The 14,297-nt window shown below is 64.0% G+C and carries 11 protein-coding genes and 2 tRNA genes; 5 read left to right on the top strand and 8 right to left on the bottom strand.

All coding sequences use genetic code 11. The features are described from left to right. Positions 1-63: 63 nt before the first annotated feature. Positions 64-1,929, bottom strand: a complete 1,866-nt coding sequence (locus IWX64_RS06885; RefSeq protein ID WP_245345755.1) for a phosphoenolpyruvate carboxykinase (GTP) — start codon at positions 1,927-1,929, stop codon at positions 64-66. Positions 1,930-2,258: 329 nt separating this feature from the next. On the opposite strand from IWX64_RS06885, the gene IWX64_RS06880 reads away from it, so the two are divergent. Together IWX64_RS06880 and IWX64_RS06875 are read left to right on the top strand one after the other, a co-directional pair. Further along, positions 2,259-2,331: transfer RNA gene (locus IWX64_RS06880), tRNA-Arg, on the top strand. Between the two features lie 99 nt (positions 2,332-2,430). Beyond that, entirely contained in the window at positions 2,431-3,849 is a 1,419-nt protein-coding gene (locus tag IWX64_RS06875) for a dihydrolipoyl dehydrogenase family protein (protein WP_196866414.1), read from the top strand. On the opposite strand, the gene IWX64_RS06870 is transcribed toward IWX64_RS06875, so the two are convergent. From IWX64_RS06870 to upp, 5 genes are all read right to left on the bottom strand, one after another. After that, complete coding sequence (locus IWX64_RS06870; RefSeq protein WP_196866413.1) at positions 3,846-4,370, bottom strand: SixA phosphatase family protein; 525 nt, start codon at positions 4,368-4,370, stop codon at positions 3,846-3,848. The genes IWX64_RS06875 and IWX64_RS06870 overlap by 4 nt on opposite strands. A gap of 345 nt (positions 4,371-4,715) precedes the next feature. After that, positions 4,716-7,331: a helix-turn-helix transcriptional regulator gene (locus tag IWX64_RS06865; protein WP_196866412.1), complete on the bottom strand. Its 2,616-nt coding sequence runs from the start codon at positions 7,329-7,331 to the stop codon at positions 4,716-4,718. Further along, positions 7,328-9,742: a helix-turn-helix transcriptional regulator gene (locus tag IWX64_RS06860; protein ID WP_196866411.1), complete on the bottom strand. Its 2,415-nt coding sequence runs from the start codon at positions 9,740-9,742 to the stop codon at positions 7,328-7,330. Before IWX64_RS06860 ends, IWX64_RS06865 begins: the two co-directional genes overlap by 4 nt. Before the next feature lie 279 nt (positions 9,743-10,021). Continuing rightward, the gene (locus IWX64_RS06855) at positions 10,022-10,861 is read right to left on the bottom strand and encodes a winged helix-turn-helix domain-containing protein (protein ID WP_196866410.1); all 840 of its coding nucleotides are present in this window, start codon (positions 10,859-10,861) and stop codon (positions 10,022-10,024) included. 474 nt (positions 10,862-11,335) lie between these two features. Continuing rightward, a complete protein-coding gene (gene upp, locus IWX64_RS06850; protein ID WP_196866409.1) occupies positions 11,336-11,971 on the bottom strand; it encodes a uracil phosphoribosyltransferase in 636 nt (211 codons plus the stop codon). A 23-nt stretch (positions 11,972-11,994) separates the two neighbouring features. Here upp and tadA point away from each other — a divergent pair, with 23 nt between their 5' ends. The 3 genes from tadA to IWX64_RS06835 all read left to right on the top strand — a co-directional run bounded on the left by tadA (position 11,995) and on the right by IWX64_RS06835 (position 13,208). Beyond that, complete coding sequence (gene tadA, locus IWX64_RS06845) at positions 11,995-12,480, top strand: tRNA adenosine(34) deaminase TadA (protein ID WP_196866408.1); 486 nt, start codon at positions 11,995-11,997, stop codon at positions 12,478-12,480. Positions 12,481-12,590: 110 nt separating this feature from the next. Further along, positions 12,591-13,076 carry a pyridoxamine 5'-phosphate oxidase family protein gene (locus IWX64_RS06840; RefSeq protein WP_196866407.1) on the top strand — a complete coding sequence of 162 codons (486 nt, stop codon included), beginning with the start codon at positions 12,591-12,593 and terminating at the stop codon, positions 13,074-13,076. A gap of 44 nt (positions 13,077-13,120) precedes the next feature. Further along, a tRNA-Ser gene (locus tag IWX64_RS06835) sits at positions 13,121-13,208 on the top strand. Between the two features lie 144 nt (positions 13,209-13,352). On the opposite strand, the gene IWX64_RS06830 is transcribed toward IWX64_RS06835, so the two are convergent. Both IWX64_RS06830 and IWX64_RS06825 read right to left on the bottom strand, forming a co-directional pair. Beyond that, positions 13,353-13,796, bottom strand: coding sequence for an arsenate-mycothiol transferase ArsC (locus IWX64_RS06830; protein ID WP_196866406.1), 444 nt, complete (start codon positions 13,794-13,796; stop codon positions 13,353-13,355). A gap of 104 nt (positions 13,797-13,900) precedes the next feature. Next, positions 13,901-14,287 (bottom strand): DUF3253 domain-containing protein, encoded by a 387-nt coding sequence (locus IWX64_RS06825; RefSeq protein WP_196866405.1) that lies wholly within the window; start codon positions 14,285-14,287, stop codon positions 13,901-13,903. Positions 14,288-14,297 lie beyond the last annotated feature (10 nt).

Below are 14,297 nucleotides of genomic sequence, written 5' to 3'. Positions count from 1 at the left end.
ACGGAAGGCACCCGGTAGATTTCTTCACCGGGTGCCTTCCGTCAGTCAGAGGGATCGAGCCAATCAGTGAGCGAATCGCTCCTTGAGCCCGGTCAGCTGATCCTGGAGCTCGGCGGGGAGGGAGTCCCCGAACCGGGAGTACCACTCCTCGATACCGGCCAGTTCGGTCGCCCACTCCTCGGGGTCAACACGCACGGCGGCGTCGACCTCCTCCGGGGTCATGTCCAGACCGGCGAGGTCCAGCGAATCTCCGGTAGGCACGAAACCGATGGGAGTTTCGACGGCGTCGGCGGTTCCTTCCAGGCGTTCGATGACCCACTTCATCACCCGGGAGTTTTCGCCGAAGCCCGGCCAGGCGAATCCACCGTCAGCGGTCCGCCGGAACCAGTTCACCAGGAAGATCTTGGGCAACCGGTCCTGGTCGGCCTTGCCGCTCAGGGTGATCCAGTGGCGCAGGTAGTCACCGGCGTCGTACCCGATGAAGGGCAGCATTGCCATCGGGTCGCGGCGTACCCGGCCGACCTCGCCTGCTGCCGCCGCGGTGGTCTCGGAGGAGAGGGTGGAGCCCATGAAGATGCCGTTGGTCCAGTCGCGCGACTGGGTGACCAAGGGCACTGTGGTCTTCCGTCGGCCGCCGAAGAGGATGGCCGAGATTTCCACGCCTTCCGGGTGGTTGAACTCGTCGGCCAGCATGTCGATCTGGTCGATCGGGGTGCAGAACCGGGCATTCGGGTGGGCCGCTGTCTTGTCCGACGCGGGCGTCCATTCATTCCCCTGCCAGTCGGTCAGGTGATCGGGCACCTCGGCGGTCATCCCTTCCCACCACACGCCGCCGTCATCGGTCAGGGCAACATTGGTGAAGATTGAGTTGCCCTTGGCGATCGCGCGCATCGCATTGGGGTTCGTGAGCCAGCCGGTGCCGGGCGCGACGCCGAACAGGCCGGCTTCGGGATTGATGGCCCGCAGTTCGCCTTCGTCGCCGAACCGCATCCAGGTGATGTCATCGCCCAGCGTCTCAACCTTCCAGCCCTCAATGGTGGGGTCCAGCAGGGCAAGGTTGGTCTTGCCGCAGGCAGAGGGGAATGCGGCCGACACGTAGTAGGTCTTGTTCTCCGGGGAGGTGAGTTTGAGGATGAGCATGTGCTCCGCCAGCCACCCCTCATCCCGTGCCATCACCGAGGCAATCCGCAGGGCGTAGCACTTCTTGCCCAGCAGGGCGTTGCCGCCATATCCGGAACCGAACGACCAGATGGAACGCTCCTCCGGGAAGTGGACAATCCACTTGTCGGCGTTGCACGGCCAGGGCACGTCCGTCTCACCCTCGGCGAGGGGCGCACCGAGGGAGTGCAGCGCGGGGACGTACTCGGCGTTGAGCTCCGTCATCCGTGCCAGCACCTCGGTGCCGATGTTGGCCATGATGCGCATGGAGCTGACCACGTAGGCACTGTCGGTGATTTCGACACCGAACTTGGGGTTGGCGGCATCGAGGTGACCCATCACAAACGGGATCACGTACATAGTGCGGCCGCGCATGGCACCGGTGAAGAGTCCCCTCAGCTTCTCCTTCATCTGGTCGGGGTCCATCCAGTTGTTGGTGAACCCCGCGTCACGCTCGTTCTGGGAACAGATGAAGGTCTGCTCCTCAACCCGTGCCACGTCCGCTGGATCAGAGAAGGCCGCAAAGGAATTGGGGAACGTTTCAGGGTTAAGGCGCCGGAGGGTTCCAGCGTCCACCAGTTCGTCGGTGAGCGCCTTGTTCTCCTCAACGGATCCGGTGACCCAATACACCCGCTCAGGCTGGACCATATCGGCAACTTCCTGAACCCACGCGATCAATCCAGCGTGAGTGGTCGGCGCAGGGGCCTGCGTGCCCTGATCAGTTGCGTTCAGGTGGTGGTCATCAACCAGCTGGCGTACGGGATCGCCCATAACATGTCCCTTCGTTGGGTCGGTGGTGTAACGATGCTATGGTCCATGTCACTCAGGCGCTGAGCACCGTCACGAGGGCTCCACCGGGGTCTTCCTGGATATTTCCCTAGAATTCACGGTGACTTGGCCGTGTCAAGAGCACTTAATGTGATTAAGGTCACGTAGACCGGTCTAGTCACGAACGGGCCAGGGAAGCCCCTGCCTCCTCGATCAGCCCCTGGGGTCCGGCAAATTAGGCGTAGGTCGGCAATAGCTGTAAAGTTATCTACGGCCAATAACCGCGTGGTTCGCCTGAAAACGGCAGTGACACAACGTTAGCTAACGGCGATGCGTGCGTAGCTCAATGGATAGAGCACCTGACTACGGATCAGGAGGTTGGGGGTTCGAGTCCCTTCGCGCGCACGGTTTGATGAAATGCCCTCCCCCACAGGTGGAGGGCATTTCTTTTGCCCGCAGCCCGCAGAGGTTGCCCCGCGGCACCGACGGTGAAAAGCTCAAGGCATGACTGACTCACATGACTTCGACGTAATCGTGATTGGCGCCGGCGCTATCGGCGAGAATGTAGCGGATCGTGTGGTGCAGGCTGGCCTGTCCGCCGCGCTGATCGAATCCGAGCTGGTGGGCGGGGAATGCTCCTACTGGGCGTGTATGCCGTCCAAGGCCCTCCTCCGCCCCGGGACCGCGCTGAAGGCCGCATCCTCGGTCGCCGGTGCGCGGGAGGCAGTCACCGGCACCCTCGACGCCCAACAGGTCCTGGACCGTCGCACCGAGTTCACCTCCAACTGGGACGATTCCTCGCAGGCCGACTGGGTCAGGGACAGCGGCATCACCCTGGTCCGGGGAACGGCGCGGCTCACGGGTGAGCGATCGGTCGAGGTGAGGGACAACAACGACGACGCCACTGACCTGACCGCGCGCGTGGCGGTAGTCCTTGCCACCGGATCCACACCCACCACCCCGCCCATTGACGGCCTGGACGATGTGGAATTCTGGGGTACACGGGAAGCCACCTCTGCCACCCAGGTGCCCGAGTCGCTGGCAGTCCTGGGCGGCGGCGTCGCAGGCGCCGAACTGGCCCAGGCCTTCGCCCGGTTGGGGACAAAGGTCACCATCATCGCCCGAAGCGGCCTGCTCTCCAACTACCCGCAGCCTGCTGGTGCCCTGGTCCGCAAGGGGCTGGAAGGCGACGGCGTCGTCGTCCTGACTGACACAGCCACTGAGTCCGTGCGGCAGCCAGCAGGCGGTTCATTCACGATCGCCCTCGGCGGAGGCAAGACGGTGACCGCCGAGAAGCTCCTGGTCTCCACCGGCAGGCGTCCGGCGCTGGCAAATCTGGGCCTGGAAGACCTTGACCTCGACCCCGGGAACCTGGTGACCGATCAGTCCGGCCGGGTCGAGGGCGCGGACTGGCTGTACGCCGTCGGCGATGCGGCGGGCAAGGTCCTGCTGACCCACCAGGGCAAATACGAGGCCCGCGTCACCGGCTCGGCAATCGCGGCACGCGCGGCGGGTACCCTCGGCGACACCGTCGAGGACTGGAGCCCGTACGCGGCGTCAGCTGACCGCTACGCCGTACCCCAGGTGGTGTTCACCGATCCCGAGATCGCGATGGCCGGGCGCACCGTCGAGCAGGCACGGGAAGCCGGACTCACCGTCAGCGAGACGTCGCTGGAAATCGCCGTGGCCGGATCGGCCCTGCACACGGATGGCTATCAGGGGTGGGCCCAGATGGTCGTTGATGAGGATCGCCGGGTCCTCGTCGGGATGACTTTCGCCGGGCCAGACGTAGCAGAACTGCTGCATGCCGCCACCATAGCGATTGCGGGGGAGGTCCCGCTGGACCGGCTCTGGCACGCGGTACCCGCCTACCCGACCATCAGCGAAGTCTGGTTGCGCCTGCTCGAGAAGTATGGCCTCTAGGCCCGCCGCACCACGAAGTCGGTCATGACCGCGTCGCGTCCATCCAGTTCGCTCCAGCGCCGGTCATGCTCGAGCACCGACAGCCCCGACGTGGGGTAGTGGGTTGCCATTTCCATCACCGCATCCTCGTCGGAGTCCGCTGAGGCCAACCGCATGGCCAGCTCCTGGACGCCCGGCATATGGGTGATGACCAGGAGGCTCGTGACCGTTGCCGGCACGTGATTGATCAGTGCCAGGATGTCCGTGGCGGTCGCAGAGTAGAGGCGGTCCTCGAGCTTGGGGGTGGGCGCCTTGTCGCCCAGCTCCTGGCAAATCCAGGTGCAGGTCTGACGCGTCCGCAGAGCCGAGGAACAGAGGATAAGGTCCGGGACAGCGTCGTGCTCCACCATCCACGCACCGGGAAGCGGGGCATCCCGGTGCCCGCGGGAACTCAGGGGACGCTCAAAATCCTCGACGTTGCGGGGCCAGTCCGATTTGGCGTGCCGCAGCAGCATAAGTCGTTTCAGGTGATGGGATGCCATGGCCTGAAGTCTATGGGGTTTGACGTTGCTGACAGGACGCCGGGTTAAAACAGAAAGAGCGGCTTCCCGGCTCTCGCCCCGGGAAACCGCCCCGATCTGTGGGTCAGCGGTCGGTTATCCGCTCGGTCGATGCTGACCTCCGCACTGGCGGAGGCGGAGGCGGCGAGGATCGTTGGGGAGTCCCTTAGCCGCCTCCGGCTCTAAGCTTCAGTGCTGGTGTCTGCACCGACCTGGGAATTTCTTCCCTGAAAACAATCTATGCCGTGAATGGCTGAGCTTCTCTACGCAGGTACTACCTGACTTTTCGTGGCGCTTACGTAGTTTTTGAAATGTGGCTGCGGGTACCTAGCGATCTTGCTTACCGATGTCCTTGCGTGAGGACAAACCCAGCTTCGTGAGAATACTCTCCACGTGCCCATCCACGGTCCTGATGGACACTCCCTGCTCCTTCGCGATCTGGCGGGCGGTTTTTCCGGCGGCGACATCTGCGGCAACAACGGTCTCACGAGGGGTAAGACGGGTGGCCTGGCGGAGGGCCGCCAGTTGTGGGTGCGCCCGCTGAAGTTCAGGATCGAGCTGCCCCAGCAGTTTCGATGCACTCCTGACCACCTTGCCGTTCGAGCCAGCTGATTGGGTAAGCAGCACCCCCAGACAGACGGGAACCAGCAACTCCTGCCGATGGGCGAGGCAAAACTCCGCTGCCTCGATGAGTCGGGCCGGATCCCCTTCCGCCAGGGCGCTCAACACCGTGTTCAGGCTTTGGGCACGTGGATCAGTCAGCCCTGCCGAACAGTGGATGGCCCTGGAGATGGCGTCGGGCGCACCAGCCTGCACTCCCAGAACGGTCAGTTCGGTGCGGAGTTGGGGATTCGCCACCTCAGCCGTCACAGCGTTGCGCTGACGGATCAACGGGGAATCGGGTGGTTCCCGGACCACCGCCATGTAGGCCTCCGCCAGCATCAGGCGTTCGGGTGGCCCCAGGTGAGTGAGCCGGTCATATTCCGCGACGTACCCCTCAAGGCTGGGATCTCCGATCAGCCAGGCCGTGTAGGCGGCCAGCGCGTTGGCCAGTGGCCTGAACCGCTTGATGTCCCTGCCCCGGAGCACCACCACGGCAGTCCGCAGATGGACGAGGGCCGTCACCGGCCGTCCACGACGAAGCTCTGTCAGGCCCACCACCAGCTCCCAGAAACCGATAGACCGTTTCACCCACGGCGCCATGCCATGCGTGAGCTTGGCCTGGAGGGCCGCCAGGTCCTCCCAAAACCCACCGCCGGCCAACAGGAACATCAGCCGCACCACCACATACCCGCCGTAGTTCCGTAGACAATCTTCCTCAAGGATGATGTCGAGGGCGCGCGTGAACTCCGCGGCCGCAGCGTGAAGATCCCCACGGCGGTAGTGCAACTCCCCTGCGACGACGTGCCAGCACATCGCCTCATCCGGATCGTCGGGCAGCCCTGCCGCTTCAACAACCGGTTCCTCCGGAATGGTGCCCGCCACGAGTTGCAGCAGGTCGCTGCCGAGCCGCAGCATCAGCGTGCTCTCATAGGTCTCCCCCGTTGACGCTGCAGCGGACCGACGCCGGATCGCCTGCACCAGCGTGGAGGCGCCCATCCCGGTGGCAAGATTGAGCTGGAAGACAAAGTGGACCACCGAGGCAAGCACCTCAGGGCCAGGGTCTCCCATCAGGAGCTGGCGGATGCGGGACAGCGCGAGATCTGTCCGGCCGTCATAGAACTCGGCCCGTGCCCGCTGCACCTCGGCGGCTGCGACGATCCCTGCCTCGTCAACGGTCAAGTCGGACGGGAGCAGTTGCAGCAGCAGTTCGGCGGTGTCCGGTTGGTCAAGGCGGTTAGCCAGTGTGGCGGCGATGAGAACCTCCCGGTCCTCGACGACCACCCCCACTGACAGCTTCCACATCACCCGGTGGATCACGCCAGGGGTATTGGAGAGGTTACTGAGGTACTGGTTGACGTTCTCCCAGAGGCGCCGCGACCGGAACGGTTCGATCCGGTGCCGGATGGCCGCTCCAAGGATGGGTGGGGAGGCACGCAGCCAGATCTGTCCGGCGTCTTCCACCCGGGTCAGCGCACCCTCCAGAAGCAGGTCGTTGACCGCATTAACCTCCCACAGATCAACGACCACGTCCACCGGAATCTGGTGGGCGAGGGCGACTGTGAGGAGGACATCGGTTTCCTCCTGACCGTAGTCGGCGATCAGGCTGAAGATCCTTTCAGCCATTCGATCGGTCAGGGTCAGTTCCCGGGGAAGTATCCAGACACCGTCGCGGACCTCGATCAGATGCTGTAACTCTTCATCCCGGGAGACCATTTCCAGCAACACCGGGCTTCCCCCGATCACGTCGCACACCAGGGTGCTGGAAAGCATCGGCAGCGTCGCTCCCAAAATGGTCCCGAAGTACTCCCGGACGTCTGCCGGGGAGAGTACCGGGATCTGGACCTCGTCGATGAAGCCGTCCGCCAGCGACAGTTCGAGGTCCAGGGGAAGCTGGCTACGGGGGCCGCTTCGAATGAGCAGTCCAATCTCCGGAGATTCCGCCAGCCTGGTCAGGATGGCAATGCTCGACGAATCGAGGTGCTCGGGGCCACGCACCACCACCACGCAACTGCCCCCATCGGCCAGTCGCTTGATACGGTCCCGGACAGCGGACAGCACTTCAAGTTCCGATTGGAAGTTGATGTCGGGCGAATCGAGGAGGAGGGGTGCCAGCGGGGCATACGAGACATCCGCGAAGGGCTCGCTGCCCTGCACGTTCACCGTGCAGCCGGGGGCAGCGGATGCCAGGATGCGCGCAAGCAGGAAGTCTCCGCCGAAGACGGTAGAGGTGGTCAGAATCAACCCGCCTCCTCGGTCGGTCACCAACTCGCGTCCCGCTGCGTGAAGTACCTCGTCGAGAATGCTTCGTTTGAGGTTATCCGTGCGGGGCTGGCTGGTCATGCACCGCCCGATTCTGCACCGTCGTCGAGAGGCAGCAGTGCCTGCCGCAATTGCTCCCTGGTCGAGACCCCCAGTTTTCGGTACGCATTCTGCAGGTGACGCTCGGCGGTCCTCGGGGAAATTCCCAGCAGCGCCGCGATCTCGGAGTTCTTGCTGCGGGACACCGCAAGATCAACCACCTGACGCTCCCGGCGCGTCAGCACCTCGGTCTCTGCCTGCAGGTCAAGGTGAAGCTCAGGTCCGGGGACCAGCTCCTGGGCTGCCCGTTGGACGTCAGGCTGCCTGACCCTGCCCGCTGCGCGGGACGCCAGAGTGGCGGCCACCCCCGACAACGCGGTGTTGCCTTGCCGGGCTGCTGCTTGCGCGGCCCTGACGAGGGTGATCGGCTCTCCTGACAGCACACCATCGGCGAGCAGGCCCAGCTGGCGGGCGAGAGGCCCCGTGGTGGATCGGGCACACCGTTCAAGACGCTTGAGATCCAACTCGTTGAAGCCGTGGTCGGGAGTGGCGTCCGCGTTGTGCTGGCCCTGTGTTAACACCATGGATCCGAGCGCGAAGAGCTGCAGGCCCAGCAGCCCCGCCAGCCTCCCATGTCCAGCAAGTTCCTTGAACCCGGCGGCGACCTGTCCATGGTCGTCCGGTTCTCCGAAGAGGTCGGCGCATCGGGCTGCGAACCAGCCAAACGTGTCGGTAGGAATCCGCACGCCACGCTCCCCACCGATCACCGCGTCACGTGGTTCCCGGGAAACCAGGCTTGGCAGCAGGAGCGTGGACTGTTCCCCGAAGAGAAGCCGACCTGGGCGCCGGAGTACATTCTGGCTGAGGATGTCGGTGAGACCGCGCCACTCGCCGTTGAGGAACAGCACCCGGTAGTGGGCGGTCTCACCAATCTCCCGCACCACCGCGGAGCGCACGCTGCGGTACACCAGCCCGCATTCAATAGTGAGCATGCGGGCACGGGCCGAGTCCCCGCATACCGCATGGGCTTCGGCGGCGACCATGGTCACCAGGTAGCGGGCGTCGGGCCACGCAGGGAGGGTAATCGAGCGAAAGAGATCAAGCACTGCCCGATAGTCGCCGGTGCGCCGCAGGACCAGCAACTGCGCCACGGTGTCGCCCCCGACCTCTTCCAGCGAAGCCTCACGGGCAGCAAAGACGGACTGCAAGAGTCGTCCGACGTCGGCTTCGCCTACTACCGCTCCGGGTGCCCCTGCAACGTCAGCGGCAACTGCAGGCAGGGCTTTCCTGCCCTCCTCGGACTGTCCAAGGAACCAGTGCGCTTCGGCCTGGACCCGCTGGGCCAATCCGGTTTGCGCTGCGACCGCTGAGGCGAGGTCGAGCGCTATTCGTGGCGAGTAGGCCCGCAGTGCGTCGTCGGCTGCGGCCAGCAGTGCCGAGTCATTCACCTCAATACCGCGCTGCAATGCCCAGACGATGTTGGCACCGGGCGGCCGCACCCCTCGCTGCGCCATCCCGGGCTCGACAATTGTTGACCAAACCTCACGGCTCCTGGCTGTGCCCAGGGTTTGCCGCAGGATGTGGGCGAGGCCTTTGCTATGCAGCCAATACGTGTTTCCACCGTCGCGCGCCTCGACCATGCCCTCGCGTTGCAGTCGTTCCAGTGCCCCCATGTCGCAGTGCTGGGCAAGGACGTCGATGTGGACGGACCCGGCGGCGGCGAGGATCTCCAGCGCAGCCCGCTCAGCACTATTGAGCCGTGACTGCAGCACAGCCAGACCGCTGCGGAGGGATCCGCTGGTGAAAGGTTCGGAGTAGTGCGGGGTAGTCCGCCATCGCCCGTCGACCAGGGCGATGTTGCCGTTTTCCCGTGCGTGGGCGCAGAGCATGGCCAGAATCCGGGCGTTCCCCCGGGAATGCGCGTGTAGGGAGTTCGCCACCGAGGTGGAGACCGGTCCACCCAGGACACGTGTAATCACGTCCCTGCCCTCGTCCACCGACAAGGGCGTGAGGGTCAGGAGCTCGATGGACCGGCTATTGACTGCTGCCCGCAATTCCGGGCTGTCGTCTACCCGGTTGCAGGACACGAGAAGTGTGACCGATGACATTCCCAGCACCATGGTGCACAGGGCTCGGCTCTCGGGGTCCAGGAAATCGAAATTGTCGATCAGCAGGATGACCGGCCGGTCAGTGGCCAAGTCCCGCAGCCTGGCCGAGAGCTGGGCGAAAACGGTCGCCGGGTGGAGGGTCGAGCCCGCAGGCACCCGGATGAGTTCTCCCAGTGCGAGGTATGCGGTTCCGCTGCCCCGGGGCGTCCCTCGAAGACGGACGATATGGCTGTCGGATTCGAGCGAAAGGGATGCCGCCCGTAAAGACTCGGTCTTTCCTGACCCGAATTGTCCCTCGACGACCACGGAGACTCCATGCTGGAGGAAATCCTCCAACTGTGTCATCAGCTGGCCTCGGGTGCTGTCCCCACTCATACATGTCCCCAATGTGGCGTTTTCTTAACAGGGAACTGGCAGCTACTACCGCCTCTTTAAACACCGCCCCACGCCCACCGGGCGCAGGGAATGGTGAAATCTTCCGCTTCTGCAGCCACTGGTTACCCGGCTCATCTCATCTACGTGGACGACAGACTCCCAACAGTCGTCCCAATGACAAGATTTCCGAAGGCTACCATTTACGCCACGGGTTGGGAACCCCTCCACGGAGCCAAAACCTCTGACGGTCTAAATGGAGTATTCGGGGGCAGCCCAGACGATTACTTCGGGATGCTCGTAAAACCGGTAGCCCTGGCCGCGAACCGTCCGAACCGTATTGGCTAGTCGGCCGAGCTTGGAACGCAGTCTCCGGATGTGGACGTCGATCGTTCGCTCGTTGGGTACTTCCTCGGCGTTGCGCCACAGCCCGCTAAGGAGTTCCTCGCGACCAACCGTCCGCGTCGCATTTTCGACGAGGTAGTTGAGGAGCTCGAACTCTTTGAAAGTCAGGTTCAGAGTGTCGCCATCGAGATGGACCTCACGGCGGGACAGATCGATCAGCACCCCGGTCGGACGCGACGCGGCCGGCTGGGCGGGGGCCGCAGGTGCCCGGCGGGTGACTGTCGGATCGCCGAGGGCCTGCCTGACGACGTCGATATCGCTGCCGACGGCATCCGCCGGGGCAAGCGCCACTGCGGCGTGACTCTGGGCCTGCGGTACAAGGGAGCGGACGTGGGCCCGGACATCCTGGGCCAGCCTGGTCAGGGTTGTTCCGTTCGCGGCGGCGGTCTCCTCGTCGAGTGCCACATACAGGACAAAGCCGCGGGCGGTGGTGTCTCCGCTGACCGATTGCGGTCCGGGGATCCCGTTCGGGGTGACGACAGGGGTGGGTGCCGTGTCAGTGTGTGAGCCGTCGGCTGAGCCCGGCACCGCCTGCAGGGGCCGATATTTTGGCGTCGGCGGGTCCTGCGCGGGCAGTTCACCATAGGGAACAAAGGACGGCCGCGGCTGGTAGGAGCGGGCCTGGAGCGTGCCGCGATTCTGAGCGTTGCGAAGTGAGATGTGGACGTATCCAGATGCTACTGACATATTGCTTGCCTCTACGTGAATGGCCGTCATCACGGCACGAATGCGGGGGTGTGCCCGGTCGAGATGGCTTCAATGGAGCCCGCCGTTGGACTAGGAGTGCGTACGGGTGGGGGTGAGCCGTTACGCGTGCATTCGACACCAGCGCGCCCCACGGGCAGGCTTGGCGCCTGCTGTGGAGAATGCGGCTGGAGATGCCGATGAGTGGGTAAACACGTTACCGATTATTGCACGTCACATTCCTTTACGCGCAAGTAACAAAGCATTATTGGGCATACTGCTGCCCACATTCGGGCTGGACAAACTGTTCGTGGGCAACCCTAAGCCTGCTGCGAGTATCACTTTTGTCCACACCTACGTCCAGAAACGCGATATTCGTCCAGAGTGGCCAGCGCTCGCGCGAGGGATGATCACTCCCACCGCGGTTGGGAGACACACTGCCGACCCAACCCGGGCGAGGAGCTCCGTTGGGAAGAGCTAGCCGACCACGCCGTACAGGCGGTCGCCAGCGTCGCCGAGGCCCGGCACGATGTAGGCGTTTTCGTTAAGCTTCTCGTCAATGGAGGCCAGAACGATGGTGACTTTCGCGTCCTCGAGTTCTGCCTGCAGGGCTGCAAGTCCTTCCGGTGCAGCCAGCAGGCAGATGCAGGTGACATCGGCCGCGCCGCGCTTGAAGAGGAACTTGATGGCTTCACGCAGGGTGCCGCCGGTGGCCAGCATCGGATCAAGAACAAAGACCTGCCTCCCGGTCAGGTCATCGGGCAGCCGTTCGGCGTAGGTGATGGCCTCCAGGGTTTCCTCGTTGCGGGCCATGCCCAGGAAGCCCACTTCGGCGGTGGGGACCAGACGGGTCATTCCCTCCAGCATGCCCAGGCCAGCGCGGAGAATCGGGACCACCAGTGGAGTGGGCTTCACGAGTCCGGTTCCGATGGCTGTTGTCACGGGGGTTTCAATCTCGACGGGTTCCACCCGGACGTTGCGGGTCGCCTCGTAGGCGAGCAACGTGACCAGCTCCTCCGTCAGCTGCCGGAACACCGGTGAAGCCGTGTCCTTGTCCCGGAGGACTGTGAGTTTGTGGGCTACAAGGGGATGATCTACAACCAGTACGCGCATAGCTCAAAAGTATCATTGGGGACATGCCTCGAACCTCCCCCGGAGCCAGCCCACTCCATTCCCTGTGGATGGGCCTCGCCCTTGACGCTGCGCGGCGGGCCGAACAGACGGCTGACGTGCCGATCGGCGCCGTCGTCGTCGGCCCTGACGGAACGGTACTGGGCACCGGCTGGAACGAGCGGGAGGCGTCCGGCGACCCGACCGCCCATGCGGAGGTGCTGGCCCTGCGGCGTGCGGCGGCGGCCACAGGCAGTTGGCGGCTGGATGACTGCACCCTGGTGGTCACGCTGGAGCCATGCGCCATGTGCGCCGGGGCGTCCGTGTTGGCACGTATTCCCCGCGTGGTGTTCGGGGCCTGGGATCCCAAGGCCGGGGCGTCCGGGTCGGTTTTCGACGTCCTCCGCGAACGGCGGCTCAACCACTGGACCGAGGTCATCCCTGGGGTGCGTGAGAATGAATGTGCCGAGCTGCTGCGCAGCTTTTTCGCTGCCCACCGCCGGGAACGGTAGGCCGCCGAGCCGGTAATCAATTTCGCTCCCCGCTGAGTCGGTGTCGCTGAACAAAGGTAGTGCGTAGGCTGACTAAATCCGGTACAGCCGCACAGTTTAAGGAGCACTTGATGAACGCGCAGCAGGATGGCATGAAAGAACTTCACAAGGTCTTGAAGGACGCGGACATCGCGATCCTCACCACTATCAACGGTGAGGGCCAGCTGGTCAGCCGCCCACTCGCCGTACAGAAAACCGAGTTCGACGGCGATCTGTGGTTCTTCACCGAGGACCCATCACCAAAGACCGCCGAGATTCGCACCAACCCTCAGGTAAACGTCTCGGTCAGCAGCGGCAAGGGCTACGTCTCGATCACCGGCACAGCCTCTGTGACAAAGGACCGAGCGAAGATCGACGAGCTGTGGAGCGCGTCGGTGGAGCCATGGTTCGAGAACGGCAAGGACGACACATCGGTTGCCCTGATCAAGGTCGACGCCGACACCGCCGAATACTGGACCCTCGACTCCCCGAAGATCGTCTCGGCATTCAAGATCGCCAAGGGCCTGATCACCGGCGAGCGCGCCGATCCAGGCAAGAACGAGGTCGTCGACCTCTAGCCGTTTTGGGGCTTGGGCCCGCCAGCCGGTAGTGTGGACGCGTTGGTGACGTGTCCGAGCGGCCGAAGGTGCAACACTCGAAATGTTGTTTGGTGAAAGCCAACGTGGGTTCAAATCCCACCGTCACCGCCACTCAGAAAGGCCCTCGATCTCCTGGTTTACCGGAGATTCGAGGGCCTTTCGCTTTAACTGATCGATGATGCCGGCACCGGATCCCACCGAGTACGACGCCGCTCGGCCAGCTACCGCCCACAGACCGCCCTGTTTGGCCCGGTACTAGTCCGCTGGGAGCAGGCGGTCCCTGAGATCCCGGACCCTGGCGTGGATGTCATCACGGACCAACTCCATCCGGTCGCGGCCTTCGATTCCCCGCAGTGAGGGCTCGTCGGTGTCCCACACCTCCACTGCAACCCCGTCAACGGCAGGCACCTGGGCTTCGGTCCCCAACACCACGACAAGTCCCGCGGCACGCATGTTGTCTTCGGTAAGCAGCGTGGGTTTTTCGCCACTGATATCGATACCCAGATCAATCAGGACCTCGGTCGAGAGGGCGTTGATTGCCGCACCCGGCTTGATACCGGCCGATGAGACGAGGACCTGGACGCCCGCCTCATGCTTCATCAGGCCGGCAGCCATTTGGGACTTACCGCCGTTCTTGACGCACACAAACAGCACAGCAGGAAGCACGCGGTCCGCACGCTCGTCGGAATGATTCGTCATGTGTCGCCCCTAGTTTCAAGCCCGTGATGTGAGTGGTCCTCGTGGGAGCCACAATACTGTATGGCATCGACAGGTTTCGATGTCTGACGTGAATTCAGGCGTAATTACCGCGTCCTACGGATACGGAAGGGCCCTTTCGCAGTGGACGGATCGACCACTGACCCGTTCTGGACGATCTGGATCTGGCCAGTGCTCACCAGCCGCCGGGCTGCTCGCCGCGCGGGCTCGACAAGGTCCCGCCAGCCGTCACCACCCACCGCGTGCGCGGCGTCCGCCGAGCCGATGCTCGATGCCGCCCTCAACAGGGTGAGGATCCGGGCTTCCAGCTCCTGATCAATCTGGGTCACCCCGCGGCGTCGGCAGTCGGCGGAGCAATAGCGGACCTCGTCCCAGTTCGAGGTCCACTTGGCCCGCCATTGAATCCGTCGCCCGCAGGATACGCAGGTCTTGTCTTCCGGTACGCGAGCCGTTTCGCGCTGTCGGTGGGCCATCACCTCATTC

It is taken from the genome of Arthrobacter sp. CAN_A212 (assembly GCF_015752345.1).
GTDB lineage: Bacteria > Actinomycetota > Actinomycetes > Actinomycetales > Micrococcaceae > Arthrobacter_D.
This window is presented reverse-complemented; position numbering and strand designations above follow the sequence as displayed.

What these genes read in the sequence shown, in the direction of transcription:
- tadA (WP_196866408.1), top strand. Translation starts at nt 11,995, where the DNA reads ATGCCTCGAACCTCCCCCGGAGCCAGCCCACTCCATTCCCTGTGGATG.
- IWX64_RS06825 (WP_196866405.1), bottom strand. Translation starts at nt 14,287, where the DNA reads ATGGCCCACCGACAGCGCGAAACGGCTCGCGTACCGGAAGACAAGACC.
- IWX64_RS06865 (WP_196866412.1), bottom strand. Translation starts at nt 7,331, where the DNA reads ATGACCAGCCAGCCCCGCACGGATAACCTCAAACGAAGCATTCTCGAC.
- IWX64_RS06870 (WP_196866413.1), bottom strand. Translation starts at nt 4,370, where the DNA reads ATGGCATCCCATCACCTGAAACGACTTATGCTGCTGCGGCACGCCAAA.
- IWX64_RS06830 (WP_196866406.1), bottom strand. Translation starts at nt 13,796, where the DNA reads ATGACGAATCATTCCGACGAGCGTGCGGACCGCGTGCTTCCTGCTGTG.
- IWX64_RS06875 (WP_196866414.1), top strand. Translation starts at nt 2,431, where the DNA reads ATGACTGACTCACATGACTTCGACGTAATCGTGATTGGCGCCGGCGCT.
- IWX64_RS06840 (WP_196866407.1), top strand. Translation starts at nt 12,591, where the DNA reads ATGAACGCGCAGCAGGATGGCATGAAAGAACTTCACAAGGTCTTGAAG.
- upp (WP_196866409.1), bottom strand. Translation starts at nt 11,971, where the DNA reads ATGCGCGTACTGGTTGTAGATCATCCCCTTGTAGCCCACAAACTCACA.
- IWX64_RS06855 (WP_196866410.1), bottom strand. Translation starts at nt 10,861, where the DNA reads ATGTCAGTAGCATCTGGATACGTCCACATCTCACTTCGCAACGCTCAG.
- IWX64_RS06885 (WP_245345755.1), bottom strand. Translation starts at nt 1,929, where the DNA reads ATGGGCGATCCCGTACGCCAGCTGGTTGATGACCACCACCTGAACGCA.
- IWX64_RS06860 (WP_196866411.1), bottom strand. Translation starts at nt 9,742, where the DNA reads ATGACACAGTTGGAGGATTTCCTCCAGCATGGAGTCTCCGTGGTCGTC.